A 26276-nucleotide genomic window follows, 5' to 3' on the forward strand; every position below is an offset into this window, starting at 1 on the left:
GGGCAGGTGTTTCCGTGGAGGAAGAGCTACAGCGGGATGTTGCCGTGCTTCTTCGGAGGCAGGGTCTCGCGCTTGGTGCGCAGCAGGCGTAGGGCCCGGACGATCTCGACCCGCGTGGTCGACGGGGGGATGACGCTGTCGATGTAGCCGCGCTCGGCCGCCACGTACGGGTTGGCCAGCGTGTCCTCGTACTCCTGGATCAACTCCGCGCGCTGGGCGGCCGGGTCCTCGGCCTCGCGCAGCTCCTGGCGGTACAGGATGTTGACCGCGCCCTGGGCGCCCATCACCGCGATCTGCGCCGTCGGCCAGGCGAAGTTGAGGTCGGCGCCGAGGTGCTTGGAGCCCATGACGTCGTACGCGCCGCCGTAGGCCTTGCGGGTGATGACCGTGACCTTCGGTACCGTCGCCTCGGCATAGGCGTAGATCAACTTTGCGCCGCGGCGGATGATGCCGTCCCACTCCTGGCTGGCGCCCGGCAGGAAGCCGGGCACGTCGACGAACGTCAGGATCGGGATGTTGAACGCGTCGCAGGTGCGCACGAACCGGGCCGCCTTCTCCGAGGCGGCGATGTCCAGGCAGCCGGCGAAGTGCATCGGCTGGTTGGCCACGACCCCGACCGGATGGCCCTCGACGCGGCCGAAGCCCACGACGATGTTCTGCGCGAACAGCGGCTGGACCTCGAGGAAGTCCTCGACGATTCCCTCGATGACCGTTTTGATGTCGTACGGCTGGTTCGCCGAGTCCGGGATGACGGAGTCGAGCGCCAGGTCGTCCTCGGTGACCTCCAGCGGCGCCGGGGCGGGCACGACGGGCGCGTCGTCCATGTTGTTGGACGGCAGGTAGGACAGCAACGCGCGCACGTAGTCGATCGCGTCGTCCTCGTCGGCGGCGAGGTAGTGCGCGTTGCCCGACTTGGTGTTGTGCGTGCGCGCCCCGCCGAGCTCCTCGAACTCGATGTCCTCGCCGGTGACGGTCTTGATCACGTCCGGGCCGGTGATGAACATGTGCGAGGTCTTGTCGACCATGACGGTGAAGTCGGTGACGGCGGGGGAGTACACCGCGCCGCCCGCGCACGGGCCCATGATGAGCGAGATCTGCGGGATGACGCCCGAGGCACGGACGTTGCGGAAGAAGATCTCGCCATACAGGCCCAGGGAGACGACGCCCTCCTGGATGCGCGCGCCGCCGGAGTCGTTGATGCCGATGACGGGGCAGCCGATCTTCATCGCGAGGTCCATGACCTTGACGATCTTCTCGCCGAAGACCTCGCCGAGGCTGCCACCGAAGACGGTGAAGTCCTGCGCGAACACGCACACCTGGCGGCCGTCGACGGTGCCGTAGCCGGTGACGACGCCGTCGCCGTAAGGCCGGGTCTCCTCCAGGCCGAAGTTCTTGGACCGGTGCCGGGCCAGCTCGTCGAGCTCGACGAACGAGCCTGGGTCGAGCAGCAGGTCGATGCGCTCGCGGGCGGTCTTCTTGCCGCGCGCGTGCTGCTTCTCCACGGCGCGGGCCGAGCCGGCGTGGACCGCCTCCTCGGTGCGGCGCACGAGATCCGCGAGTTTTCCGGCCGTCGTGTGGATGTCAGCGCCGACACCAGACTGCTCAATGGTCACGCTCGGCATCGTAATCGCGCCGACATAGGGTCGACCTGTGAACATTTCCACCGGAGCCCACTCGGACGCCGCCTATTCGGATCTGAACCGCCCACCGCTGCACCAGGCCGCGCTGCGCCGCGCGCTGGTCGTCCCCGGCGGATTCTGGACGGATCTGCGCATCGTCGACGAGACCGCCTCGACCAACGCCGATGTGTCGACGGCGGCCCACGACGGCGCGCCCGAGGGCCTCGTGATCGTCGCTGAGCGGCAGAGCGCCGGCCGCGGCCGCCTGGGCCGGCAGTGGCAGTCCCCGGCCCGCGCCGGCCTGTCGCTGAGCCTGCTGCTGCGCCCGCGGGTGCCGCCGGCCCGGCTTGGGTGGCTGCCGCTGCTAGCCGGGGTCGCACTGGCCGAGGCCGTACGCCGGGTGGCCGGCATCGATGCCTACCTGAAGTGGCCCAACGACCTGCTGCTGCGCGGCGACCGCAAGACCGCCGGCATCCTCGCCGAGGTGGCCGACGACGGCGCGGTGGTCATCGGCATCGGGCTCAACACGACGCTGCGCGAGGACGAACTGCCGCGCCCGGACGCCACCTCGCTCGCGCTCGGCGGGGCGGCCAGCACCGACCGGGATCCGCTGCTGCGGGCGCTGCTGCGCGCGACCGCGGACTGGTACGCGCGCTTCACCGAGCACGATGGCGACCCGGACGCGTCGGGGCTGCGCGAGGCGTATGTCTTGCACTGCGGCACGATCGGTCGCCGCGTGCATGTCGAGCTGCCTGGCGGCGAGGAACTGGAGGGCCTGGCCGCGGGCGTCGACGGCGACGGCCGGCTCCAGGTCACCGACCGGCTCGGCGCCGTGCACGCGGTCGCCGCCGGGGACGTCGTGCACGCCAGATTGGACCCGCCCCAATAGACACCATTTCGATGGACAACGTCCCAATAGATACGGCCGGGTAGTCAATGCCGCCGGGTGGCGGCCAGGGTCTAGCCTCACCTCCGACATTCATGAATGAGGAGGGGTTGGCGTGGGGTTCCCGGAAAGCGTCCTGACCAAGGACGAGCAGGTGGTGCTGCACCTGCACCCCCACTGGAAGGCGCTGTTCCTGCCGGTGGTCTGGGCCGTCCTGGCGGTGGTCGCGATCGCGGCGGCGGCGATCTTCACCGACTGGCACGGGATCGTGCTGCTGATCCTGGCCGGTGTGGCGCTCGCGGTCCTGCTGGTCGTCACCATGTGGCCGTGGATCAAGTGGCGGACCACGCACTATGTCTTCACCAACGAGCGAGTGATCATGCGCAGCGGCGTCTTCTCGCGCACCGGCCGGGACATCCCGCTGGGGCGGATCAACGACGTGTCGTTCTCGCACTCACTCTTCGAGCGCATGCTCGGCTGCGGCACGCTGACGATCGAGTCGGCCGGTGAGCGGGGTCAGGTGCAGCTGATCGACCTGCCGCACGTCGAGAAGACGCAGAGCACGTTGTACGAGCTGGTCGACGAGGACCGGCAGAAGCACACCTTCGGCGACGACGACCGCGAGGCGCTCGTCAGGGAGATCAAGACCGACTGACCTTTGTCGCGGACCCCCGCCTCAGGCGTTTCGCGGCGGGGGTCTCCGGCTTCTCGGCCGGCTGGCGGGGCGTGGGCGGCACGGCCGCCGTGTCGGAGAACGCCGCCTCGAGCCGCTCGATCTGCCGCTCGTCCGGGGCGATCGTGGCGGTGTCGGAGAAGGCCACCTCGAGGGCCTCGATCTCGCGCTCCTCGGTGGTGCGCGCCGGGGTGGCCGCGGTGAAGACGAAGGTGCGATAGGCCCAGAAGCGGAAGATCATGGCAAGCCCGATGCCGGCCGCGTTGGCGATGTTGAAGGCCAGCCGGTCGCCCGGGTTGGACTCGCTGAAGTGCAGCCCATACTTGGCCACGGCCAGGATGGCCTCCTGGATGAACAGGCCGACCGCGTTGAGCGCGAAGAACAGCACATATTCGCGGCGCACGCCGCTGCGGCCCCGGTCCTGGTAGGTCCACTGCCGGTTCAGCACGTAGGAGACGGTCGTCGCGACGACCGCGGCGATGACCTTGGCCTTCAGCGGGCCGATGAACAGCAGGGCGTTGACCAGAGCGAAGTCGATGATCGTGTTGACTCCACCGACGGCCCCGAACTTGAACAGTTCGGTCGCGAGAGAGCGATGCCGCTCAGGGATGTAACGGTCGCGAAGACTGCTGGCGAAGCGCACTGGACAACCCTACGGTAAGCGACCAAACGCCGCTCCCTCTTGCCGGGTGAGTGCAAGCGAGGTCACCCGGCGTTCTCACCCACGGGCGCCGCCGCCGGCTTGCGGAAGACGATCTGCCGGTAGGACCAGAACCGGAACGCGGTGCCCAGGACCAGCCCGATTCCGTTCTTCGACACGTTGTCGGCCAGGCGCGAGGTGAGCCCGAGCCCGTAGTGGCTCACCCAAAGGCACGTGAGCGCGATGAACAATCCGCCGAGGTTGAAGAGGAAATACAGAGCGTATTCGCGGCGCAGATCCGTGCGCGCCCGGTCACGCCATGTCCAGAAACGGTTGCCGATGAATGCCACCGTCGCCGCGACCGTCATCGAGATCGCGCCGGCGGCGAGCGAGTTGATGTGGCCGATCAGCAGGTTGAACCCGACGGTGTCCACGACGAACGAGACGGCACCGATCGTGCCGAACTTGCCGGCCTCGCGGACCAGGCCCTCGAAGCGTTCGTACAGGCGCGCGAGCAGCGACGGCTGCGGCGCCGACTTCAGGTCCGTCACCTTCGACAGGGTAAGCCACCGGATGGTTTGCGCATTGGTGCGCGCTGGACGAAAAGTTCGCGCGAGTTTCTGCGAACGGCCACGAAGTTATCCTGTATTTGTGCAGCTTTTCACAAGCTTTCGCGGTGCCGGGCCCGGCTCGGCCGACTTAGGCTGAGACAAATCGGTTGGTTCTCACGACGCGCTTGTCCATCGCGCGCCGCGCTGTGGCGCACCTTCCGTCGCTAGGTCAACGCCGACCACGAGGAGTCTTCGCATGTCTGCCCCGGTTACCGTGCCAGGCCTAGATCAGGCACCGACCGCCCATCCCCGGCTGCTCGCCTGGGTCCGTGAGGTCGCCGAACTCACCAGACCCGAGCGGGTGGTCTGGTGCGACGGCTCCGAGCAGGAGTGGCGCCGCATGACCGACGAACTGGTGGACAGCGGGGCTCTGGTCCGCCTGGCCGCGCGCCCGAACTCGTTCTGGGCCCGCACCGACCCGTCGGACGTGGCCCGGGTCGAGGAGCGCACGTACATCTGCTCGGTCGACGAGGCCGACGCGGGGCCGACCAACAACTGGATGGCGCCGGAGGAGATGAAGCGGCGCATGACCGCGCTGTACGACGGCTGTATGCGCGGCCGCACGATGTACGTCATCCCGTTCTGTATGGGCCCGCTGACCGCCGAGCAGCCGATGTTCGGCGTCGAGCTCACCGACTCGCCGTATGTGGTCGCGTCGATGCGGATCATGGCCCGGATGGGCACCGCGGTGCTTGAGCGCATGGGCACCGACGCGCCGTTCGTGCCGTGCCTGCACTCCGTCGGGGCGCCGCTCTCGCCGGGTGACGAAGACGTGGCCTGGCCGTGCAGCGACACGAAGTACATCTCCCATTTCCCCGAGACCCGCGAGATCTGGAGTTACGGATCCGGTTACGGCGGCAACTCGCTGCTGGGCAAGAAGTGCTACTCGCTGCGCATCGCGAGCGTCATCGGGCGCGACGAGGGCTGGCTCGCCGAGCACATGCTCATCCTGAAGCTCACCTCGCCGGCGGGCGTGGTCAGGTATGTGGCCGCGGCGTTCCCGAGCGCGTGCGGCAAGACCAACCTGGCGATGCTGGAGCCCACGGTGCCGGGCTGGAAGGTCGAGACACTCGGCGACGACATCGCCTGGATGCGCTTCGGCGAGGACGGCCGGCTCTACGCGGTCAACCCCGAGTTCGGCCTGTTCGGCGTGGCGCCGGGCACCGACTGGAAGACCAACCCCAACGCGATGCGCACGCTCGCCCGGGGCAACTCGATCTTCACCAACGTGGCGCTCACCGATGACGGCGACATCTGGTGGGAGGGCATGGGCGAGCCGCCCGCGCACCTGACCGACTGGCACGGAGCCGACTGGACGCCGGAGTCCGGCGAGCTGTCGTCGCACCCGAACTCGCGCTTCTGCACCCCGATCGAGCAGTGCCCGATCCTGGCGCCGGAGTATGACGACCCGCGGGGCGTGCCGATCGACGCGATCCTCTTCGGCGGGCGCCGCAAGACGACGATCCCGCTGGTCACCGAGGCGCGCGACTGGGTGCACGGCGTCTACCTGGGCGCGACGCTGTCCAGCGAGACCACCGCCGCGGCGGTCGGCCAGGTCGGCGTCGTGCGCCGGGATCCGATGGCCATGCTGCCGTTCATCGGATACAACGCGGGCGACTACTTCGCGCACTGGATCGAGATGGGCAAGGGCGCCGGCGGCGACGCCTCCGGGCTCCCGCGGATCTTCTACGTGAACTGGTTCCGTCGCGGCGAGGATGGCCGGTTCCTCTGGCCCGGGTTCGGCGAGAACTCCCGGGTGCTCAAGTGGATCGTCGAGCGGATCGAGGGCACCGCCGAGGCCGTGGAGACCCCGATCGGGGCGGTGCCGGCGCCCGGCTCGCTCGACGTGTCCGGCCTCGACATCTCCGCGGAAGACCTGGCCGAGGTACTGCGGGTCGACCCCGCCGAGTGGCGCGAGGAGGTGCCCGAGATCACGGCGTGGTTCGAGAAGTTCGGCGAGAAGTTGCCCGGTGTTCTCTGGGCCGAGCTCGATGCGCTGCGTGCTCGCCTCGGCACCGCGTAACTTCCCATAACCGCAGGTGAGCGGCCGGTCCCTCGGGTGACCGGCCGCCGCCGCGTTTGCAGATTCGGTACTGTCTGGTCCACGGCTAGCGGTGTTGTTTCGCCCAGTAGGTCGCTAGTCTTCTCTGCCGTGGGTCTGCGTCACGTGGTTTATACGCTGTACGAGAAGCGTCTCGCTCGGAGACTGCTCGGCAAGCCGAAGCCGCACCACGTCGGGGTGATCGTCGACGGCAACCGCCGCTGGGCGCGCGAGATGGGGTATGTCGATCCCAACGACGGCCATCGCGTCGGCGCTGAGCGGATCAAGGAGCTGCTGCGCTGGTGCGACGGCGCCGGGGTCAAGCACGTCACGCTCTGGCTGCTCTCCACCGACAACCTCTCCCGCCCGGCGCAGGAGCTCGACCCGCTGCTGCACATCATCGAGAACCTCGCCGCCGACCTGGCCGACGAGCGCAACCCGTGGGAGCTGCGCATCGTCGGCGCGCTCGACCTGCTGCCGAGCTCCAGCGCCCAGGCCCTCAAGGCGGCCCAGGAGAAGACGGTCGAGCGCACCGGCGGCGCCCAGGTCAGCCTCGCCGTGGGATACGGCGGCCGCCGCGAGATCGCCGACGCGGTCCGCTCGCTGCTGCACGAGCACGCCAAGGCCGGCACGACGATCGAGGAGCTCGCCGAGATCCTGGACGTCGACCACATCTCCAAGCACCTGTATACGCGCGGCCTGCCCGACCCGGACCTGGTCATCCGCACCTCGGGCGAGCAGCGCCTGTCGGGCTTCCTGCTCTGGCAGAGCGCCCACTCGGAGTTCTACTTCTGCGACGTGCACTGGCCGAGCTTCCGCCGCACCGACTTCCTGCGTGCGCTGCGCTCATACGCGAACCGTCAGCGCCGCTACGGCGCCTGACACCGCCCCCTCCTCGTGCCCGACCCGCGCTTCGATACAGGCCTCTAGTGGATTTTGCCGGCACCCGATAGCGTCATTGCTGTGGCGGGGGTTTTCCCCGCCATCCGAGGCCCGGACCGAGCGAACGCATGTGAAGCCACGGGGCCAAGCACCCGACCCCGTGCGGGCGTCGGAGGACGCGAGTGCGGGCGGCGAGGTGCCCGCCCCCGGAGATCCCGTGACCGTTCGCCGTAGTCCCTCAGCATCCTCCGCCTCCTCCTCTGCTCCGGCACTGGCGCCGGATCGGCAGCCCGTCAAGGCCGTTCGCCGCACCCGCAAGAAGGCCGAGGAGGCCCCCGTTCCCACCCGGCGCACCTTCGTGCTCGACACCTCCGTGCTGCTGTCCGACCCGGGCGCCTTCCTGCGCTTCGACGAGCACGACGTGGTGCTGCCCCTGGTCGTCATCTCCGAGTTGGAGGGCAAGCGGCACCACCCCGAGCTGGGCTACTTCGCGCGTCGCTCGCTGCGCTTCCTCGACGAGCTGCGGGCCAAGCACGGCCGGCTGGACGAGCCGCTGCCGCTGACCGACGCCGGGGGCACCCTGCGCGTCGAGCTCAACCACGCCGACCAGCACGTGCTGCCGGCCGGGTTCCGGGCCGACACCGACGACGCGCGCATCCTGGCCGTCGCGCTCGCGCTGCAGGCCGAGGGCAAGGACGTCCTGCTGGTCACGAAGGACATGCCGCTGCGGGTGAAGGCGGGCTCGGTGGGCCTGGCGGCCGACGAGTACCAGCCCGGGCCGGCCGCCGATCACAGCTGGACCGGCATGGTCGAGCTGGGTGTCAGCGCGGAGGAGGTCAAGCAGTTGTACGCGGGGGAGGCCATCGACCTCGACGGTGCCGGGGACCTGCCTGTGCACACCGGCCTGGTGCTCACCTCGCCCAACGGCTCGGCGCTGGGGCGCGTCGGCGCCGACAAGTCGGTGCGGCTGGTGCGCGGCGACCGCGAGGCCTTCGGTGTCCGGGGACGCTCGGCGGAGCAGCGCGTCGCGCTCGACCTGCTGCTGGACGACTCGGTCGGCATCGTGTCGCTCGGCGGGCGGGCCGGCACCGGCAAGTCGGCGCTCGCGCTCTGCGCCGGCCTTGAGGCGGTCATGGAGCGGCGCAAGCACAAGAAGGTCATCGTCTTCCGGCCGCTGTACGCGGTCGGCGGCCAGGAGCTGGGATATCTGCCCGGTAGCGAGGCCGAGAAGATGTCGCCGTGGGCGCAGGCCGTGTTCGACACGCTCGGCGCGCTCGTGCACGACAACGTGATGGAGGAGGTCGCGGCCCGGGGCATGCTCGAGGTGCTGCCGTTGACCCACATCCGCGGCCGCAGCCTGCACGACGCCTTCGTGATCGTCGACGAGGCGCAGTCGCTCGAGCGGGGCGTGCTGCTCACCGTGCTGTCCCGCATCGGCAGCAACTCGCGGGTGGTGCTCACCCACGATGTTGCGCAGCGTGACAACCTCCGGGTCGGTCGGCATGACGGTATCGCCGCGGTGATCGAGGCGCTGAAGGGCCATCCGCTCTTCGCGCATGTCACCCTCACCCGTTCGGAGCGATCTCCGATCGCGGAGGTTGTCACGGATCTGTTGGAAGACCTGCCGTTCGAGCGCTAGCGGTGGCCGGACTTGAGGGGAATGCACCCGAATTATGGCGTGATTAAGATCACATAAGGCATCGTTTGGCTTTTCACGTGCGAATGGACTACGCGAAGGTGGGTCCGGAGCGCGTGACGCCAGGCGAGTTGGCATCAGGCGCTCACGGTGCGTAAGGGTCCGGATTGGTTACAGCCCGTCCGGACCCGGTCCCGCAAGGGGCGGCACCGTGTCCCTGTCCCCGACGAATGGATGACTTCGTGATCCGGCTGTGGCGCCGGGTCGGCATCATCCGAGCTGTGCTCGGCCTCGTGATCCTCGCGGGGCTGGTGGGCGGGCTCGTGATTGCCGGCTTGCAGACCCAGCACGACGCGCCCGTGGAACCGGTCAAGGCCGCTGGCGCCGCATTCCCGCTCTCTTCGTCGTCCGCGACGCCGTCCGTGTCGAGCCCGCCGGCCACCGCCGACGAGGCTGACGCCCTGGCCAAGGCCAAGGACGCCGCCGCCGACGCCTCGACGCAGGCCAAGGCGGCCGATGACGCCGCCCGCAAGAAGGCCGAGGAGGCCGCGAGCCGGTCGAACCAGCGCTCGGCCTCCGCGAGCGCCTCTCCGACGAGCAAACCGCCGACGAAGACACCCCCCAAGTATCCGGTTCCCAGCTCCTGCAACGACTACTCGGGCCACAGGCAGACCGGCTGCTCCGTCCTGATCGGCGTCGGTTTCGGGCTTGACCAGATGCCCTGCCTGGACAAGCTCTGGACGAAAGAGAGCGGCTGGAACCCGCTGGCACACAACAAGAGCAGTAACGCTCACGGCATCCCACAGGCGCTTCCTGGCAACCAGATGGCCAAGTTCGGCGGCGACTGGTGGGATAACGCCGAGGTGCAGATCCAGTGGGGGCTGGATTACATCAAGAGGCGCTACAAGACTCCTTGCAACGCCTGGGCCCACAGTCAGTCGACCGGCTGGTACTAACACTCACGAAAGTCCGCGCCGGCGCGCCACGAACTTTCTGTGGCGGCGCCGGCGCGGAACTGCTACCACAGTGGCGTGACGATCGACCCTGGCCGGCAGTCCGACCCGACGCGCTTCGGCACCGAGGCGTTCTACGCCTCGATCGGGCGCGCGTTCTTGGCGATGTGCGCGTTCGTTCCGGTCCTGTTCCTCATCGAGGGCCTCGACAAGTGGTCCGGGCACAGTCTCGACCAGGCGGGCGGCATCCGCCCGCGCCGCCTCGACGGTCTCGACGGTATCGTCTTCGCACCGTTTCTGCACGTGAGCTTCGACCACGTGCTGTCCAACAGCGTCCCGCTGATCGTGCTGGGCACCTTCGTGCTGGCCGCGGGGGGCGCCCGGTTCTGGTTCACCACCCTCTTCATCGCCGTCGTCGCGGGCGTCGGGGTGTGGTTTCTGGGCTCACCCAACACGGTCGTGGTGGGTGCCAGCGGGGTGATTTTCGGGTATCTCGGCGTCATCCTCATGCGCGGGGTCGTCGAGCGCAGCTGGTGGCACATCGCGGTCGGCCTGCTGGTCGGACTGCTTTACGGTTGGCAGCTCATCGGCATGTTCCCGGGCGACCCGGGCGTCTCGTGGCAGGGTCACCTGTGCGGGTTCATCGCCGGGCTCGCCGCCGCGATCCTGTTCCGCCGTCGCCGCCCGAAACCCGTCGATCACGTCGAGCCACTGGCCCTCGGGCCGGACGTGTCGTAGCGTCTGGCGCATGCGGGAAGTTGACCTCGCCATCGTGGGCGCGGGACCGTCGGGGCTGTTCGCCGCCTACTACGCGGGATTTCGTGGCTTGTCCACTGCCGTGATCGACGCGCTGCCCGAGCCGGGCGGCCAGGTCACGGCGATGTATCCGGAGAAGATGATCTTCGACGTCGCCGGCTTCCCCGGCATCCGCGGCCGTGACCTGGTCGCCAACCTCGTCGAGCAGGCCGCGCAGTTCAACCCCGAGTATCTCCTCGGGGTGCGCGCCGAGGGGCTGTCCTATGTAGATGAGCGGCCCGTGCTGACGCTGTCCGACGGAGCGTCGCTGCGCTGCGGGGCGGTGCTCATCACCGGCGGCCTGGGCAGCTTCACCGCCCGCCCGCTGCCCGCCGCCGACGGCTTCGACGGCGAGGGGATCGTCTTCTTCGTACCTCACCTGGCCGATCTGGCCGGGCATGACGTCGTCATCGTCGGCGGCGGCGATTCCGCCTTCGACTGGGCGCTGGCGCTGCAGCCGATCGCGAAGTCGGTGACCCTGGTGCACCGGCGCGACAAGTTCCGCGCGCACGCCTCCACCGTCGCTCGGGTGCAGGCGCTGCCGGTCGAGATCGTGGTCAACGCCGAGGTCACCAAGCTGCACGGCGACGGGCGGGTCTCGGCGGTCGAGGTGGTGGGCCGCGGCGGCGAGGCGCGCACCCTCCCGGCGGACACGGTCGTGGCCGCGCTCGGCTTCACCGCCGACCTCGGCCCGCTCGCCGATTGGGGCCTGGAGCTCGACAAGCGTCACATCCGCGTCGACTCCACGACGGCCACCAACCTGCCGAGGGTCTTCGCCGCCGGGGACATCAGCGAGTACAGCGGGAAGGTCCGTCTCATCGCGGTCGGCTTCGGCGAGGCGGCCACCGCCGTCAATAACGCCGCCGTGATCATCGACCCTGCGGCGCACCTCTTCCCGGGACACTCCAGCGACAACGGCTGAACCGGGCCTCCGCCTACGGTTTGAGGCTCCCCGCCAGCTGCTCCAGCTGGCGCTCCTTCGCCTGGCCCACGATGATCACCGTGCGGCCGCCGCCGGCCTGCACGATCGCGCGCTCGCCCGGACGCCCCTGCGATAGGCGCTGCCACTGCCGGCCGGCAATCGTGACCTCGCCGTCGTCGCGGGCGCCCTTGCCGACGATCGCCGGCACGAGCTCGGCCGCCGGCATGGCGGTCTCCACGAGTTGCAGAGCGCCGTCATCCGGTGCGGTCATCCCGAGGCGCAGGACGCCGTCGGTGTGCGTCGCGGAGACGATCCGCCAGCCGCTCGGCAGTTGCTCCGGCTTGAGCAGCTCGAACTGCCCCGCGCGCTGGACCGAGCCGTAGACGCCGGTCGGGTCGACCACGGGTGGCGTCTCGTGCCCGAGGAAGCGGAAGAACCCGACGAGGAGGAACACCGGCACGATCAGGACCAGCATGGACAGCGCCATGTCCCGCGGGCGGCGGGTCTTGGTCTCGCGGGTCTGCTGTGTCGGAGTCACCACGGCTCCATCTTGACAGGCGATGCGGACCGTACGCCTGTCAGGATTGCTTGACGGGGGTTTTCTGTTACCGAACACACCCACGCAACGACGCGCGAGGAGTGCACGAAATGAATCGTGAGATGGACCGGAACCTGGCCCTCGACCTCGTACGGGTCACCGAGGCCGCGGCGATGGCCGCCGGCCGCTGGGTCGGCCGGGGTGACAAGAACGGCGGCGACGGCGCGGCCGTCGACGCCATGCGCCTGCTGATCAACTCGCTGCCCATGCGCGGCACGGTGGTGATCGGCGAAGGCGAGAAGGACAACGCGCCGATGCTCTACAACGGTGAGAGTGTCGGCGACGGCACCGGCCCCGAGGTCGACGTGGCGGTCGACCCGGTCGACGGCACCACCCTCATGAGCAAGGGCATGCCCAATGCCCTGGCCGTGCTCGCGGTGGCCGAGCGGGGCGCGATGTTCGACCCCTCCGCGGTCTTCTACATGGAGAAGCTCGCCGTAGGCCCGGACTGCGCCGACGTGGTGGACATCGAGGCCGGGGTCGAGGAGAACCTGCGCCGGATCGCGAAGGTGAAGCGATCCAGCGTCTCCGAGCTCACCGTCTGCATCCTGGACCGGCCGCGCCACCAGGAGCTCGTCCAGCAGGTCCGGCACACCGGCGCCCGGATTCGCTTCATCTCCGACGGCGACATCGCGGGGGCGATCAGCGCGGCCCGGGAGGTCAGCGAGACCGACGTGCTCATGGGCATCGGCGGCACCCCGGAGGGCATCGTGGCCGCGGTGGCGCTCAAGTGCATGGGCGGGGCGATCCAGGCGAAGCTGTGGCCGCGCGACGACGCGGAGCGGGAGAAGGCGATCGCCGCGGGCCACGACCTCTCGCGCGTGCTGCACACCGACGACCTGGTCAGCGGCGACAACATGTTCTTCTGCGCGACGGGCGTGACCAGCGGCGACCTGCTCAAGGGCGTGCGATACCGCTCAGGCGGCGCCTACACCCAGTCGATCGTGATGCGGTCGCGCTCGGGAACGATCCGCTGGATCGACTCGTTTCACCGCCTGGAGAAGCTGCGCGCGTACTCGCTCGTCGACTTCTCCTGACCGAACCCGTCCGGCCCGTCCCGCGCGTTCGCCGCGGGGCGCGCCGGACGGGTGGGTCAGGCGCTTCGCAGTGTCTCGCGGATGGCCTCGTCCAGCGGTGTCGCGCTCAGGCCGAACTCCGTGGTCACCCGCGAGGAGTCCATGACGAACGGCCGGGCGTGCTGGTATCGGATCTCCAGGAACTCCTTGGCCATCTTGTCGAACAGCGCCGCACCCCGCACCGCCAGCTGCGGATAGGCGCGCAGCCGCGGCGCGGGCAGCCCGGCGAGCTCGGCCACCCGGGTGAGCAGCCGCCGTGCGGTCGTCGGTGCCGGCGACGGCGTGTGCCAGGCCCGGCCCCAGGCGCGCTCATCCTTTGCCAGTTCGACGAGCGTGCGGGCGGCGTCGGCCGTGTACGTGTAGGTGTGCGGCACGTCCAGCGGCGCCGGCAGCCAGGCGGTCCTGCCCTGGCGCATGGCCGGCAGGGCCTGCCAGATCAGGGAGTACCGCGGTCCGATCCAGTCCGAGGAGCGCACCTCGAACGCGCGGACCCGCGAGGCGAGCGCGTCCTGCCACATCTTCGCCCGGACCAGCCCCTTGACGGTGGTCGCGGCCAGCGGCATGTCCTCGGTCATCGGCCTCGCGACCGGCCCGTAGCCGTACAGGTTCCCGGTGATCGCCAGCACCGCGTCGTTGGCCTCGGCGGCCCGCAGCAGCGCGTCGGCGATGGGCGGCCAGGCGGTCGGCCAGGCGTGGTACAGCGGGTTGGCGCAGTTGTAGATCACGCTCGCGCCCTTCACGATCCCCAGTAGCGCGGCCGCGTCGCCGGCGTCCGCCGCGACCCGGCTGACCAGCGGGTGCTCCGGCCCGCCGCCGCTGCGCGTGACGACGCGCACCTCCTCGCCAGTCTCCGCGACGCGCAACGCGATGGCGGTACCGACCGATCCGGCCCCGACGACGACCTGCATGACAGCCCCCTACTGCTCTAGTTGGAGAGCATCGCTCTCGATTTAGAGCATAGGGTGGTCTTGTGACGCCTTGCAAGAGCATTGCTCTCGAATTGGAGCGCGTGTGATGATGGCCGCATGAAGGCGAACTCGATCAGGGCCCGCGTCCGGGCGGAGATGACCGACGAGATCAAGGAGATCGCCCGCCGCCACCTGGCCACCGACGGCGCGAACCTTTCGCTGCGCGCCGTGGCCCGGGACCTGGGCGTGGTGAGCTCGGCGATCTACCGGTACTTCGCCAGCCGCGACGAACTGCTTACCGCCCTGATCCTGGACGCGTACAACGCGCTGGGCGGCTCCGCCGAAGAAGCCGAGGCAGCGGTACCGCGCGACGCCTACGCCGACCGCTGGCTCGCGGTAGCCGGCGCGATACGCGACTGGGCCGTGGCGCGGCCGCACGAGTACGCGCTCATCTACGGCAGCCCGGTCCCGGGCTATCACGCCCCCGAGGACACGGTCGTCGCCGCCACCCGAGCGGTCCGCGTGCTCGGCGGCATTCTGCAGGACGCGACCGTCGCCGGCGCGCTGGCCCCGAACGACGATCCGCCGCTACCGCCGGCCTCGTCCGCGGACGTGGCCCGGGTCGGCGCGATGATCGCCCCGGACGTGCCACCCACCACGATGGCGCGCGGCCTGTCCGCCTGGGTGGCCCTGTTCGGCCAGGTGAGCTTTGAGATCTTCGGCCAGCTGCGCAACACGATCAACCACCGCGACGAGTTCTTCGCGCACCAGATGCGCGCCCAGGCCCGCTACATCGGCCTGCCCACCTGACCCCGGCAGGCCCGAAGCGGACGCGCTCGTGACTGACCCGATGCGCTGCCACGCGTCGCCGTTCATGGCGCGGCGCAGACCCGGCCGGCGCCGCGCCGCGCGGCGAGGCCTGCTGCAACGGCCGTGCCCAGCACGACTGCCTGGCCCGTGCCACGACACGACCACGGGCCGGCCGCTCTGTGACGCGGTGCGGCAGCCACCCGCAGCCCGACCATCGCGGCCGGGCGTCGACGTCGTGCGCCGGCGAGACGAGTTGACGCGCGGTCAGGAGTCGGACGGCGTGAGCCGGGCGCGGGCCGCGTCGAGCCAGCGCTGGCAGATCGTCGCCAGCTCCTCGCCGCGCTCCCACAGGGCCAGCGACTCCTCCAGCGTCGAGCCGCCCGACTCCAGGCGCTCGACGACGGCGGCGAGCTCGGCGCGGGCCTGCTCGTATGTCAACGTCGAAGCCGTCTCGCCCGAACCTGGCTCGGCCATCTTCGGCTCGCTCACGCGGTTGACCCCTCTCCGGAAGACTCTCTGATCACACCGAACCACACGCCGACGTCGAAACCCAGAAAGGCGCTCGCGGGGACATCCTCAGCCTTCCACGGTCGCGGCCAGCGATCCCTCGGCCAGCCTGATGCGCAGCCGCTCCTTGGCGGACACCTCACCCGCCGCGCGCACCACGGCACCGCCCTCGCGCTGGACGATCGCATAGCCCCGCTGCAGGGTGGCCGACGGCGAGAGCGTGCGCAGCCGGGCGAGCGTGTGCTCGATCTCGGTGCCGGCCCGGTCGAGGCGGTGCGCGAGGTTGCGCGTGGCCCGGTCGCGCAGCGCGGCGACGTCGGCGGCGCGCACGTCAACCATGGTCAGCGGGCGGGCGATCGACGGGCGGGAGCGCAGCGCGTCGAGCCGGTGCTGCTCGCGGTCGAGCAGGCCGCGCAGCGACCGGTCGAGCCGCTGCTTGGCCTGGCCGATCAGGCGCAGCTCCTCGCCGAGGTCGGGCACGATGCGCTTGGCGGCGTCGGTCGGGGTGGAGGCGCGCACGTCGGCGACGTAGTCCACGAGCGGCACGTCGGTCTCGTGCCCGACCGCGGAGACGATCGGCGTGCGGCAGGCGAACACCGCCCGGCACAGGGCCTCGTCGGAGAAGGGCAGGAGGTCCTCGGTCGAGCCGCCGCCGCGCGCCAGCACGATGACGTCGACCGTCTCGTCGCGGTCGAGCACGGCGAGCGCGTCGATGATCTGCGGCACCGCGGAAGGACCCTGCACCGCCACGTTGATCACCCGGAAGTCGACCGTCGGCCAGCGCCGCCGCGCGTTGGTGAGCACGTCGCGCTCGGCGGCGCTGGCCCGGCCGGTGATCAGCCCGATGCGCCGCGGCAGGAATGGCAGGCGTCGCTTGCGCTCCCGGGCGAAGAGCCCCTCGGCGGCCAGCAGCTTCTTGAGCTGCTCCAGCCGCGCCAGCAGCTCGCCGAGGCCGACCTGGCGGATCTCGTCGGCGCGCAGGCTCAGGGTGCCGCGCGCGGCGTAGAACTCCGGCCGCGCGTGCACGATGATCCGCGCACCGTCGTTGAGGCCGGGCGCGCCGAGGTCGACCACGTCACGGTTGGTGGTCACGGTCAGGCTCAGGTCGGCCGACGGATCGCGCAGGGTGAGGAACACGGTGTTGGTGCCGGGCCGCCGGGTGATCTGCGCGACCTGCCCGTCCACCCAGATCCAGCCGAGCCGGCCGATCCACTGGCTGATCTTCTGGCTGACGACCCGAACCGGCCACGGCTGCTCACTCGTCGAGGCCGTCTCAGTCATGCCGTCACTCCGCTTCGCTCCGGACCGGTCACTGGACCCACCCTAAACACCGGGTACGACAGAAACGTCAGCCACGCAGGTACGTCAGCTCGCTTGGCAGCGGTGGCGACGTCAGCACGTACGATGGCGGGGTGACTGCTTCGAAGCGCGTCCTGCTCGCCAAGCCCCGCGGCTACTGCGCCGGTGTGGACCGCGCGGTCCAGACCGTGGAAGAGGCGCTGAAGCTGTATGGTGCGCCGATCTACGTGCGCAAGGAGATCGTCCACAACAAGCACGTGGTCAGCACCCTGCAGGCCAAGGGCGCGATCTTCGTCGAGGAGAACGAAGATGTCCCCGAGGGCGCGATCGTGGTCTTCTCGGCCCACGGCGTCGCGCCGGAGGTCCACGAGCAGGCCAAGGCCCGCGCCCTGCGCGCCATCGACGCCACGTGCCCGCTGGTCACGAAGGTCCACCAGGAGGCCCGCCGCTTCGCCGCCGACGACTACGACATCCTGCTGATCGGCCACGAGGGCCACGAGGAGGTCATCGGCACCACGGGCGAGGCGCCCGCGCACATCCAGCTGGTCGATGGCCCGGACGGCGCCGACAAGGTCACGGTCCGTGACCCGTCGAAGGTGGTGTGGCTGTCGCAGACCACGCTCTCGGTCGACGAGACCCTGGAGACGGTGGCCCGCCTCAAGCAGCGCCTGCCGCTGCTCATGTCCCCGCCGAGCGACGACATCTGTTACGCCACGTCCAACCGCCAGGACGCGGTCAAGGCGATGGCCCCCAACTGCGACATCGTCCTGGTCGTCGGCTCGCAGAACTCGTCAAACTCGCAGCGCCTGCGCGAGGTGGCGGTCGACGCCGGCGCGCGGGCCGCCTACCTGATCGACTACGCGAGCGAGATCCAGAACGAGTGGCTGGCTGGCGCCACGACGGTCGGCGTGACCTCTGGCGCCTCCGTGCCCGAGGAGCTCGTCATGGAGGTCCTGGACTTCCTGGCCGCCCGTGACTTCGCCGACGTGGCCGAGATCACGACGGCGCAGGAGAAGCTGGTCTTCTCGCTGCCGCAGGAGCTCAAGCGCGACATGAAGGTCCAGGCCGCCGCCCGGGCCGCCGAGGTCGCGAAGACCCTGAACTGACCGAGTCGCTCGTCGGGATCCGCGGCTTCACCGGCCCGGTTCCATTTCCACCGCTTCGCCCGCGGATCAGTGCGCCGGGCCCGGGCGCCTTCACCCCGCGATATTCCAGCGGATTGGCGGGCGTCGGGCCCGGACCTCCGTGCGCCGGGCGATTCCCGCGGATCAGCGCGCGGTGGCGATCACGCTGACCGGCGGGTCGCCGTACCGGTACAGCGTGTCGACCACGACCCGAAGTCCCGGATTGGCCCGCACCCGGTCGTAGCTGCGGTCCTTGATCCGGTCTCGATCGAATTCGATGCGCTCTGGGCTGCCCGGCTCATACCGCACCCAGGTCTCCTCCCCGATCATCGGGCCCGCGGTGCCCCGCAGCTTGACCTTGATCGAGGCCTCGAAGGCCGCCGCGTCGTCGGGATAAACCCGGACGCGCACGGTGTAGCGCGCGGCGCGCGTGTTTCCGTGGGCATCGACGTTTTGCAGGCCGAAATCGACGTGCACGATCTCCCCGCGAGCGGTGAGCGCATTGGCGCCGGGTTTCCGGCCAAATCCGAACATGCGCGTGACGCTAGATCCCGCGCCGCCCTCATTCGATCACGTCCCCGACACACCCGAGTACGCCGGCCGACACAACCACTACCTTGCTCCATTTGCGCCGACATTTCCCCGCCGCCTGGACCGTGCGGCGGCGACCCGACGGTCACTAAGACGGGTCCTCGCGGAGGGCGGCGAGCATGGCCTCGTATTCGCTGTCGACCAGCTCCGGGGCCTGGAGCTGGCGCGGGGTCGCCTCGACCTGCGGGGGCGCGGGCAGCTCCTCGGCGCTCAGGCCGAACTCGGCCAGCTTGCGGGCGCTGACCAGGACCCTGGCCTCCAGAGAGCCCACGGCTCGGTTGTACGACGACACGGCCGTCGACAGCGACGTGCCGACCTTCGACAGGTGCTCGCCCATGGTGCTCAGGCGCGCATACAGCTCGCGGCCCGTCTGGTGGACGGCCAGGGCGTTGGACGTCAGGGAGTCCTGGCGCCACGCGTAGGCGATGGTGCGCAGCAGCGCGACCAGCGTGGCGGGTGTGGCGAGGACCACGTTGCGGGCGAAGGCGTGCTCGAGCAGGGCCGGGTCGTGCTGGAGGGCCGCGTCCAGGAATGTGTCGGCGGGGACGAACAGGACCACGAACTCGGGGGCCGGCTCGAAAGCCGACCAGTACGACTTCGCGGACAGCGCGTCGACGTGGGCGCGCAGGTGGCGGGCGTGCTGGGTCAGGCGGGCCGTGCGGGCCTGCTCATCGGGGGCCTCCAGCGCCGACAGGTATCCCTCCAGGGGCGCCTTCGCGTCCACCACCACCTGGCGGCCCCCGTGCAGGCGCACGACCAGGTCGGGGCGCACCACGCCGGCGTCCGTGGCGGCGCTCACCTGCTCCTCGAAGTCGCAGTGCTCGAGCATCCCGGCGGCCTCGACGATGCGGCGCAGCTGGTGCTCGCCCCAGCGGCCGCGGACCGTGGGGGCGCGCAGGGCGGAGACCAGGCGATGGGTCTCGGTGCGCAGCTCGCCGGAGACCTCGTGCATGGCGCGCACCTGCTCGCGCAGCGACTCGTAGGCGCCAACGCGGTCGCGCTCCAGCTCCGCCACCCGCCGCTCGTATCGCAGCAGCGCCTCGTGCAGCGGCGTCACCGCGTCGGCCACGGCGTCCTGGGTCTGGCCGCGGGCCTCAAGGGTCAGGCTGCGCAGCGACGCCTCCAGGCGCGCCTCACCGTCGCGGGTCGCTTGCAGCGTGGCCTGCAGTTTTGCCAGGTCGATGGCGGAGCGTGACCGAGCGACGTACCAACCGAGGGCGGCGCCGGCCAGGAGGCCGATGAGCAGCAGGAGGAGATCCACGGTATTCAGCATGCCGTAGAGGCATGACAGAAACCGGTACCGTCGAGGGGCATGGGTTCCTCGTCCTGGTGGGAGTGGTGACGGTGTTCGGCTTCGGGCGCAGGAAGCGCGAGGCGCAGCAGCTGGCCGATGCGCGGGAAGAGGGGCTTCGGTGGTATGAGCGCCTCGGCGGGCAGCTGATGAACCTCTCCGGCGACGAGCCGGCGGTCAAACAGGCACTGGTGGACGCGAGCGAGCGGTACAACGCCGCTGGTGGGCAGCTGGAGCGGGCGACGAGCGTGAAGCAGTATGACCTCGCTCGCGAGACCTCGCTGGAGGGGCTCGCCTACATCCGGGCGGCCCGCACCGCGATGGGCCTCGACCCAGGGCCCGACCTTCCGCCGCTGGCAGGCGCGCGAGCGGGGCAGATCACCAAGGAGCGCGAGATCGCCGTCCAGGGGCACACGTATCGCGCCAGCCCCCAGCCCGGCAACACGACCCCCTACTACTACCCGGGCGGCGCGGTCGCGGGCCGCGGTGTCCCGGCCGGTTGGTATTCCGAGCCCTGGTGGAAGACGGCCCTCGTCGCCGGCGCGTGGGGCATCGGCTCGGTCCTGGTCTTCGACGCGCTGTTCAACTCGAGCTGGGGCGACCACGGCTACGACGCCGCGTACAACGCCGGCTTCGATCAGGGCCTGGACCAGGGCTACGACCAAGGCTTCGACCAGGCCTTCGACCAGAGCGACGGCGACTTCGACGGCGGCGACGGCGGAGACTGGGGCGACTCGGGCTTCGGCGACATGGGCGACTTCGGCGGCGACTTCTAAGGCCGGGGACCGGGCGCTGCAGGAGCCCGAACCCCATCGGCGCGCAAGACCGAGGAGGACCAGCACAGGCCCGGTGCCAAGAGCCTCAGTAGCGGCGCGCCCCGCGGAATGCCTGCTCGGCCAGGGCCAGGTCCGACGCCGCGGCGCGGGCGAACGGGCTCGCCGGGCCGAGGAGCTCGGCGTAGACGGTCTGGGCCGCGCGGTATTCGGTGATGGCCTCGTCCAGCCGGCCCAGGTCGTGCAGCACGCTCGCGAGGCGGTGGCGCGAGACGGCCGTGTCGAGGTGGACCGGGCCCAGCAGGCGCAGCCGGCTGCCGAGGACCGCCCGGTGCTCGGCCTCGGCGTCCGGGAGCCGGCCCGCGTTGTGCAGCGCCGACGCGAGCAGGCTTCGGCTCATGAGCGTGTCGCGATGCTCCGGGCCGAGCAGCTGGGCCCGGGCGTGCATGACCGTGCGGTGCTCCTCGATCGCCCGGTCGAGCTCGCCCATGTCCTGGTAGACCTTGGCGAGGTTGCTGCGCGAGATCAGCGTCTCCTGGTGGTTGGCGCCCAGCACGCGCGTGCGTGACTCCAGGACCCGCTGGTGCTCGGCCTCGGCCCGGGTCAGGTCGCCCAGCTGGTGGTAGATCGTGGCCAGGTGGCTGCGGCTGGTCAGTGTGTCCGGGTGGTCCTCGCCGAGGATGCGCACCCGCGCGGTGAGCGCCTCGTCACACTCGACGAGGGCCTCGGCCAGCCGGTCCAGGTCGCGCAGGACGGTCGCGTGCTGGTCGCGGGCGGTGAGCGTGTCCGGGTGGTCCCAGCCGAGGGCGTGGGCGCGGGCGTCGACGATTTCGCGGTACGCCTCCTCGGCCTCCTGGAGCTGCCCGCGCCAGTGCAGGTCGGTCGCGCGCTGCCAGGTCGCGGAGTCGTCGTAGACGGGGGGTGCGGGGGAGGGGCGGCGCCGAGGCTCCGGGGCCGGCCACCCGACCGGGTCGGGCTCGTCGTAGAGGGCGGAGGAGGTCATGTGCGAGTACTCGTCGTCGTCGTCCTCGTAGGCCGGCTGCTGGACGGGGATCGAGATCGGCGGCGGGGGAAGCGGCGGCTGGGGTGGGGCGGCCGGGCGGCTCGGGATCCGCACGGGCTCGAACACGTCCGGCTCGTCGAGAACCTCGGCCGGCACGTCGATCGGGGACTCGTGGTCGCGCCGGCGCAGCTCGTGGCGCAGCGAGACGATCGCCTCGGAGATGGCGCCGGAGGGGTCGCCGATCCGCCACGCGACCACGGCCACAGGCCGGTCCAGCGTGATGCTCAGCTGCCGGACGGAGCTCAGGATCGAGTCGTCCGGGGCAGCGTTGACGATGACCAGCGCCGCCTGGAACACCGCGGTCGGGCCGACCAGCAGCGCCTGCAGGGTCGCCTGCATGCGCGCGATGGAGAAGCCGGTGCCGGCCCGGATGTCCACGATGATGTGCGCCTCGGACATGGCGATGGGGCCGAGGAAGTACCCGAAGACGGGCTGCAGCTTCTGCCCCTCGCGCCCGGCGGCCTCGTAGAGCGCGGCGTTGGCGCCCTCGTGGTAGGCGATCGCCTGCGGGGCATGGCCGCGGATCAGCTGCACGAACCGGTCATGGGCGCCCTCGGCGTCGCCGGCCTGCTGGGCCTGGCCGGCGGAGGCGAGCCGATCGTCACGGTCACCGGAGCGGACCACGATCGCGCCGCCGGACAGCCCCGCCAGCCCGACCAGCACGCCCGCCCCCACCAGGGCCGCGGCGCCGGCGGTGCTGCGGAACTGCACCGTCGTCAGCACGCCCAGGGCGACCAGGACGAGCCCGACGAACACGACGAGAAATCGGGTCTGGCCACTCCACCGTCCGCCAGTCATCGGTCCTCTTCACTCGCGACGTTCGACCCCGAGGAACCTCCGACGTGCAGACCCGAGAACCTCCCGAAGATCACTGCGGGCGACAAGCCGAGATCCATAGCGTGACGCGAATCCTCCCACGAACCGTGGCGTCCACGGTAGATCGACGCAGCCGAGTCCGCCGTTCATGCCGGTCGGCCAAGGGGGCTGTCAATTACCCGACACTCACAGCAGCGAGTCGCGCCACTGCTCGTGCAGCTCCGCGTAGTGCCCGCCGCCGTGGATCAGGGCGGACGGCGGCCCGTCCTCGACGATGCGCCCGCCGGACATGACCAGCACCCGGTCGGCGATCTCCACCGTGGACAGCCGGTGCGCGATCACCAGTGCCGTCCGGGATGCCAGGATCGTGCGCAGCGCCTGCTGGACCTGCCGCTCGCTCGGGATGTCCAGCGACGACGTCGCCTCGTCGAGAATCAGCACCGCGGGGTCGGCCAGGAAGGCCCGCGCGAAGGCCACGAGCTGGCGCTGCCCGGCCGAGAGCCGGCCGCCGCGCTTGCGCACGTCGGTGTCGTATCCGTCGGGCAAGGCGCGGATGAACGCGTCCGCGCCGATCGCGGTCGCGGCCGCCTCGACCTCGGCGCGCGAGGCCCCCGGCCGGCCGAAGGCGATGTTGGCGGCGACGGTACCGGAGAACAGGTAGTTCTCCTGCGTCACCATCACGATCGCGCGGCGCAGGTCGTCCTCGGCGAGCGAGCGCAGGTCGACGCCGTCGAGCGTGACGCTGCCCCCGGTCGGGTCGTAGAACCGGGCCACGAGCTTGGCCAGCGTTGACTTCCCCGCACCGGTCGCGCCGACCAACGCGACCGTCTGCCCGGCCGGCACGAACAGGTCGAGCGCCGGCAGCACGGGCCGCCCGGCGTCGTAGGCGAACGAGACGCCGTCGAACGTCAGCTCGCCGCGCGGGTCGGCCAGGCGCACCGGCGAGCGCGGCTCGGGCACGGCCGGCTGCTCGTCGAGCACCGCCGCCAGCTTCTCCAGCGCGGCGGTGGCCGACTGCAGCGTGTTGTAGAACTGCGACAGCTCCTGCATCGGCTCGTAGAAGCGGCGCAGGTACAGCAGGAACGCCGCCAGCACACCCACCTCGGTGCGCCCGTGCAGCACCCGCCAGCCGCCGTAGGTCAGCACCACCGCGATGGAGACGTTGCCGACCACCTTGATGGCCGGCGAGTACGTCGCGACGAGCCGCTGCGCGTGCAGGCTCGCCCGCCGGTAGTCGCCGTTCACCGCGGCGAAGATCTCGTCGTTGCGCCGCTCGCGGCGGAAGGCCTGCACCGCGCGGATGCCGCCGAGGGACTCCACGAAGTGGATGATGACCAGCGCGATCGTCTCCCGGGTCCGGCGATACGCCCGCGCGCTGGCCCGCTGGAACCAGCGCGACAGCAACAGCAGGAACGGGAACGACACCAGCGTGACCAGCGCCAGCGGCGGGTCGAGCCAGAGCAGGATGCCGGCCACGGACAGCACCGACAGCGCGGCGAGCACCAGGTCGTCGAGGGCGCCGTCGACGAGCTCGGAGATGTTGTCCACGTCGCTGGTGAGCCGCGCGATGACCCGGCCCGAGGTGAACCGCTCGTGGAAGCTGATGGACAGCCGCTGCAGGTGGTCGTAGACGCGGGTGCGCAGGTCGAGCAGCACGGCGTTGCCGACCCGGCCGGACATCGCCAGGAACGCCCGCCGCGTGCCGAACTCCAGCACGGTGGCCAGCCCGAACAGCGCGGTCACGAGCACGAGCGTCGGCGGGTGACCGATGCCCCGGTCGATGCCCAGCTTCACCAGATACGGCCCGGCCATCCCGGCGAGATTCTGGGCCAGCAGCAGCGCGACGAGCGCGGCGATCGCCAGGCGGTGCGGGCGCAGCAGCGAGCCCAGTAGCCGCCGGCTCGCGACGCGCCGCGTCGGGTCGGGCTCCTCCGTCGCGGTGCCCCGCCACCGCTGGACATCAAGCATCGACGACATCCTGCCGGGCGAGCACGTCCCGGTAGCCGGGGCACGAGGCGAGCAGCTGTGAGTGGGTCCCGATCGCGACGAGCCGGCCGCCGTCGAGGAACGCGACGCGGTCGGCCAGCGCGATGGTCGAGGGCCGGTGGACCACGAGCAGCGCGGTGGTCCCGGCGAGCACCGTGGACAGCGCGGACTCGACCAGCGCCTCGGTGTGCACATCGAGCGCGGACAGCGGGTCGTCCAGCACCAGGACCCGTGGGCGGCCGAGCACCGCCCGGGCCAGGGCGAGGCGCTGCCGCTGCCCGCCGGACAGCGACAGGCCCTGCTCGCCGATGCGGGTGTCCAGGCCCCACGGCAGGTCGTAGGCGAAGCGCGCCTGCGCGATGTCCAGCGCCTCGGCGATCTCCGCATCGCTGGCGTCGGCGCGGCCCAGGGTGAGGTTCTCCCGCACGCTCATCGAGAACAGCGTCGGGTCCTCGAACGCGGTGCCGACGATGCGCCGCAGCGAGTCGAGCCCGATGTCGCGCACGTCGTGCCCGTCGATGGTGATGCTCCCGGCGTCCACGTCATACAGCCGCGGCACCAGCGACACCAGCGTCGTCTTGCCGCTGCCGGTCACCCCGACGACCGCCACCGTCTCGCCCGGCTCGACCTCCAGGTCGATGCCGCGCAGCACCGGCCTGCCCGGCTCGTAGCCGAACTCGACGCCCTTGAAGCGCAGCCGCCCCTCCACCGTGGACAGCGAGACCGCGCCGGGGCGGTCCGCGATGGACGGCTGGGCGTCCATGACCTCGTAGATGCGCCCGGCCGCGCTCATCGCCTCCTGCGCGTTGGCGACGATCCAGCCCAGGATGTCGATCGGCCAGACCAGCATCACCTGCAGCGCGACGAACGCGACCAGCGTGCCGACCGTCAGCCGTCCCTCGGAGACCGCGACGGCTCCGGCGACGAGCACCACCGCGAGCGTGACGTTGGGCACCAGGTCGAACTGTGACAGCGTGCGCGCCACCATCCGGCTCTTGCCGACGCCGAGGTCGTGCACGTGCCGCGCGCCGCCGGCGAACTGCGCGCTCATGTGGTCGCGCCGGCCGAACGCGCGGATCACCCGGATGCCCTGCGCCGACTCCTCGATGCGGGTGGTCAGGTCACCGAGGGAGTCCTGCAGCTCGCGTGAGGCGGCGAAGTATCGCCCGGTGAACCGGCGCGCGATCAGAAACAGCGGGATCGCGCTGAGCGCCACGAACACGCCCAGTGGCCAGTACAGGTGGATCAGCAGCACGGACACCGCGATGTACGTGGCGAGGTTGAGCACGAAGAAGAACAGCCCGAACGACAGGAACCGCCGGATCGAGGACAGGTCGGCGGTGGCCCGCGACAGCAGCTGCCCGGACTGCCAGCGATCGTGGAACTCGACCGGCAGGCGCTGCAGATGCGCGTAGAGGTCCTCGCGCAGCCGGGCCTCCATGCCGACCGAGGACGCGGACTGCGCCCAGCGACGGATGAAGCTCAGCGCGCTCTCGCAGATGCCGAGCGCGACCGCGAGCGCGCCGAGCAGGAACAGCCCGCGGGTGTCGCCGTGGCGCACCGGCCCGTCGACCACGCGCTGGATGAGCAGCGGGATGGCCAGGCTCGCGGCGGTGGAGAGCACGGCGGCGACCATCGACCAGGCGGTGAGCGTGTAATACGGCTGCAGGTAGACCCGCATGCGCCAGAGGGCGTGGGCCCGGCCCTGGATGCGGGTGGACCGCCGCGCCTCGGCGGGCGCGGCGGTCGTCGGCATAGGTCAAACGTACGTGCGAA

Annotated in this window: 24 protein-coding genes; 12 read left to right on the top strand and 12 right to left on the bottom strand. The window is 70.7% G+C overall.

The features are described from left to right. Positions 1-26 precede the first annotated feature (26 nt). Positions 27-1607, bottom strand: coding sequence for an acyl-CoA carboxylase subunit beta (locus AB0367_RS16650; protein ID WP_366227338.1), 1581 nt, complete (start codon positions 1605-1607; stop codon positions 27-29). A 49-nt stretch (positions 1608-1656) separates the two neighbouring features. Here AB0367_RS16650 and AB0367_RS16655 point away from each other — a divergent pair, with 49 nt between their 5' ends. Both AB0367_RS16655 and AB0367_RS16660 read left to right on the top strand, forming a co-directional pair. Continuing rightward, on the top strand, positions 1657-2508 hold the full coding sequence (locus tag AB0367_RS16655; protein ID WP_366227339.1) for a biotin--[acetyl-CoA-carboxylase] ligase: 852 nt from the start codon (positions 1657-1659) through the stop codon (positions 2506-2508). Positions 2509-2620: 112 nt separating this feature from the next. Continuing rightward, positions 2621-3160, top strand: a complete 540-nt coding sequence (locus AB0367_RS16660) for a PH domain-containing protein (RefSeq protein ID WP_366227185.1) — start codon at positions 2621-2623, stop codon at positions 3158-3160. Here the strand turns inward: AB0367_RS16660 and AB0367_RS16665 are convergent. Beyond that, positions 3147-3821, bottom strand: a complete 675-nt coding sequence (locus AB0367_RS16665; RefSeq protein WP_366227186.1) for a GtrA family protein — start codon at positions 3819-3821, stop codon at positions 3147-3149. The two genes, AB0367_RS16660 and AB0367_RS16665, sit on opposite strands and share 14 nt — an antisense overlap. Before the next feature lie 62 nt (positions 3822-3883). Then, on the bottom strand, positions 3884-4369 hold the full coding sequence (locus tag AB0367_RS16670; protein WP_366227187.1) for a GtrA family protein: 486 nt from the start codon (positions 4367-4369) through the stop codon (positions 3884-3886). A 256-nt stretch (positions 4370-4625) separates the two neighbouring features. Between AB0367_RS16670 and AB0367_RS16675 the strand changes: the two genes are divergently transcribed. From AB0367_RS16675 to AB0367_RS16700, 6 genes are all read left to right on the top strand, one after another. Further along, the gene (locus AB0367_RS16675; RefSeq protein WP_366227188.1) at positions 4626-6452 is read left to right on the top strand and encodes a phosphoenolpyruvate carboxykinase (GTP); all 1827 of its coding nucleotides are present in this window, start codon (positions 4626-4628) and stop codon (positions 6450-6452) included. A 129-nt stretch (positions 6453-6581) separates the two neighbouring features. Next, the gene (locus AB0367_RS16680; RefSeq protein ID WP_366227189.1) at positions 6582-7352 is read left to right on the top strand and encodes an isoprenyl transferase; all 771 of its coding nucleotides are present in this window, start codon (positions 6582-6584) and stop codon (positions 7350-7352) included. Positions 7353-7569: 217 nt separating this feature from the next. After that, positions 7570-8991 (top strand): PhoH family protein, encoded by a 1422-nt coding sequence (locus tag AB0367_RS16685; RefSeq protein WP_366227190.1) that lies wholly within the window; start codon positions 7570-7572, stop codon positions 8989-8991. A gap of 227 nt (positions 8992-9218) precedes the next feature. Continuing rightward, positions 9219-9944: a lytic transglycosylase domain-containing protein gene (locus AB0367_RS16690; RefSeq protein WP_366227191.1), complete on the top strand. Its 726-nt coding sequence runs from the start codon at positions 9219-9221 to the stop codon at positions 9942-9944. 75 nt (positions 9945-10019) lie between these two features. Continuing rightward, entirely contained in the window at positions 10020-10679 is a 660-nt protein-coding gene (locus AB0367_RS16695; protein WP_366227192.1) for a rhomboid family intramembrane serine protease, read from the top strand. 10 nt (positions 10680-10689) lie between these two features. After that, on the top strand, positions 10690-11658 hold the full coding sequence (locus AB0367_RS16700; RefSeq protein ID WP_366227193.1) for an NAD(P)/FAD-dependent oxidoreductase: 969 nt from the start codon (positions 10690-10692) through the stop codon (positions 11656-11658). A 13-nt stretch (positions 11659-11671) separates the two neighbouring features. Here AB0367_RS16700 and AB0367_RS16705 read toward each other — a convergent pair whose 3' ends face one another. Then, positions 11672-12196 (bottom strand): DUF4245 domain-containing protein, encoded by a 525-nt coding sequence (locus tag AB0367_RS16705; protein WP_366227194.1) that lies wholly within the window; start codon positions 12194-12196, stop codon positions 11672-11674. Between the two features lie 110 nt (positions 12197-12306). Between AB0367_RS16705 and glpX the strand changes: the two genes are divergently transcribed. Next, positions 12307-13293, top strand: a complete 987-nt coding sequence (gene glpX / locus AB0367_RS16710; RefSeq protein ID WP_350558423.1) for a class II fructose-bisphosphatase — start codon at positions 12307-12309, stop codon at positions 13291-13293. Between the two features lie 56 nt (positions 13294-13349). On the opposite strand, the gene AB0367_RS16715 is transcribed toward glpX, so the two are convergent. After that, on the bottom strand, positions 13350-14240 hold the full coding sequence (locus AB0367_RS16715; protein ID WP_366227195.1) for an NAD-dependent epimerase: 891 nt from the start codon (positions 14238-14240) through the stop codon (positions 13350-13352). Positions 14241-14357: 117 nt separating this feature from the next. Between AB0367_RS16715 and AB0367_RS16720 the strand changes: the two genes are divergently transcribed. Continuing rightward, the gene (locus AB0367_RS16720; protein ID WP_366227196.1) at positions 14358-15050 is read left to right on the top strand and encodes a TetR/AcrR family transcriptional regulator; all 693 of its coding nucleotides are present in this window, start codon (positions 14358-14360) and stop codon (positions 15048-15050) included. Positions 15051-15314: 264 nt separating this feature from the next. Here AB0367_RS16720 and AB0367_RS16725 read toward each other — a convergent pair whose 3' ends face one another. Next, entirely contained in the window at positions 15315-15524 is a 210-nt protein-coding gene (locus tag AB0367_RS16725; RefSeq protein WP_366227340.1) for an exodeoxyribonuclease VII small subunit, read from the bottom strand. A 102-nt stretch (positions 15525-15626) separates the two neighbouring features. Then, positions 15627-16838, bottom strand: a complete 1212-nt coding sequence (gene xseA / locus AB0367_RS16730) for an exodeoxyribonuclease VII large subunit (RefSeq protein ID WP_366227197.1) — start codon at positions 16836-16838, stop codon at positions 15627-15629. Between the two features lie 131 nt (positions 16839-16969). Between xseA and AB0367_RS16735 the strand changes: the two genes are divergently transcribed. Continuing rightward, positions 16970-17962 carry a 4-hydroxy-3-methylbut-2-enyl diphosphate reductase gene (locus AB0367_RS16735; RefSeq protein ID WP_366227198.1) on the top strand — a complete coding sequence of 331 codons (993 nt, stop codon included), beginning with the start codon at positions 16970-16972 and terminating at the stop codon, positions 17960-17962. A 162-nt stretch (positions 17963-18124) separates the two neighbouring features. Here AB0367_RS16735 and AB0367_RS16740 read toward each other — a convergent pair whose 3' ends face one another. Both AB0367_RS16740 and AB0367_RS16745 read right to left on the bottom strand, forming a co-directional pair. After that, on the bottom strand, positions 18125-18514 hold the full coding sequence (locus tag AB0367_RS16740; RefSeq protein ID WP_366227199.1) for a hypothetical protein: 390 nt from the start codon (positions 18512-18514) through the stop codon (positions 18125-18127). A gap of 145 nt (positions 18515-18659) precedes the next feature. Next, a complete protein-coding gene (locus AB0367_RS16745; RefSeq protein ID WP_366227200.1) occupies positions 18660-19844 on the bottom strand; it encodes a DNA recombination protein RmuC in 1185 nt (394 codons plus the stop codon). Between the two features lie 11 nt (positions 19845-19855). On the opposite strand from AB0367_RS16745, the gene AB0367_RS16750 reads away from it, so the two are divergent. Then, positions 19856-20638 (top strand): hypothetical protein, encoded by a 783-nt coding sequence (locus AB0367_RS16750; RefSeq protein ID WP_366227201.1) that lies wholly within the window; start codon positions 19856-19858, stop codon positions 20636-20638. An 85-nt stretch (positions 20639-20723) separates the two neighbouring features. On the opposite strand, the gene AB0367_RS16755 is transcribed toward AB0367_RS16750, so the two are convergent. The 3 genes from AB0367_RS16755 to AB0367_RS16765 all read right to left on the bottom strand — a co-directional run bounded on the left by AB0367_RS16755 (position 20724) and on the right by AB0367_RS16765 (position 26181). Next, entirely contained in the window at positions 20724-22496 is a 1773-nt protein-coding gene (locus tag AB0367_RS16755; protein WP_366227202.1) for a tetratricopeptide repeat protein, read from the bottom strand. Positions 22497-22700: 204 nt separating this feature from the next. Next, entirely contained in the window at positions 22701-24482 is a 1782-nt protein-coding gene (locus tag AB0367_RS16760) for an ABC transporter ATP-binding protein (protein ID WP_366227203.1), read from the bottom strand. Further along, a complete protein-coding gene (locus AB0367_RS16765; RefSeq protein ID WP_366227341.1) occupies positions 24475-26181 on the bottom strand; it encodes an ABC transporter ATP-binding protein in 1707 nt (568 codons plus the stop codon). The genes AB0367_RS16760 and AB0367_RS16765 overlap by 8 nt, the downstream gene beginning before the upstream one ends. Positions 26182-26276: the final 95 nt, after the last annotated feature.

Origin of the sequence: Dactylosporangium sp. NPDC051484 (assembly GCF_040689395.1) — a bacterium.
GTDB lineage: Bacteria > Actinomycetota > Actinomycetes > Mycobacteriales > Micromonosporaceae > Dactylosporangium.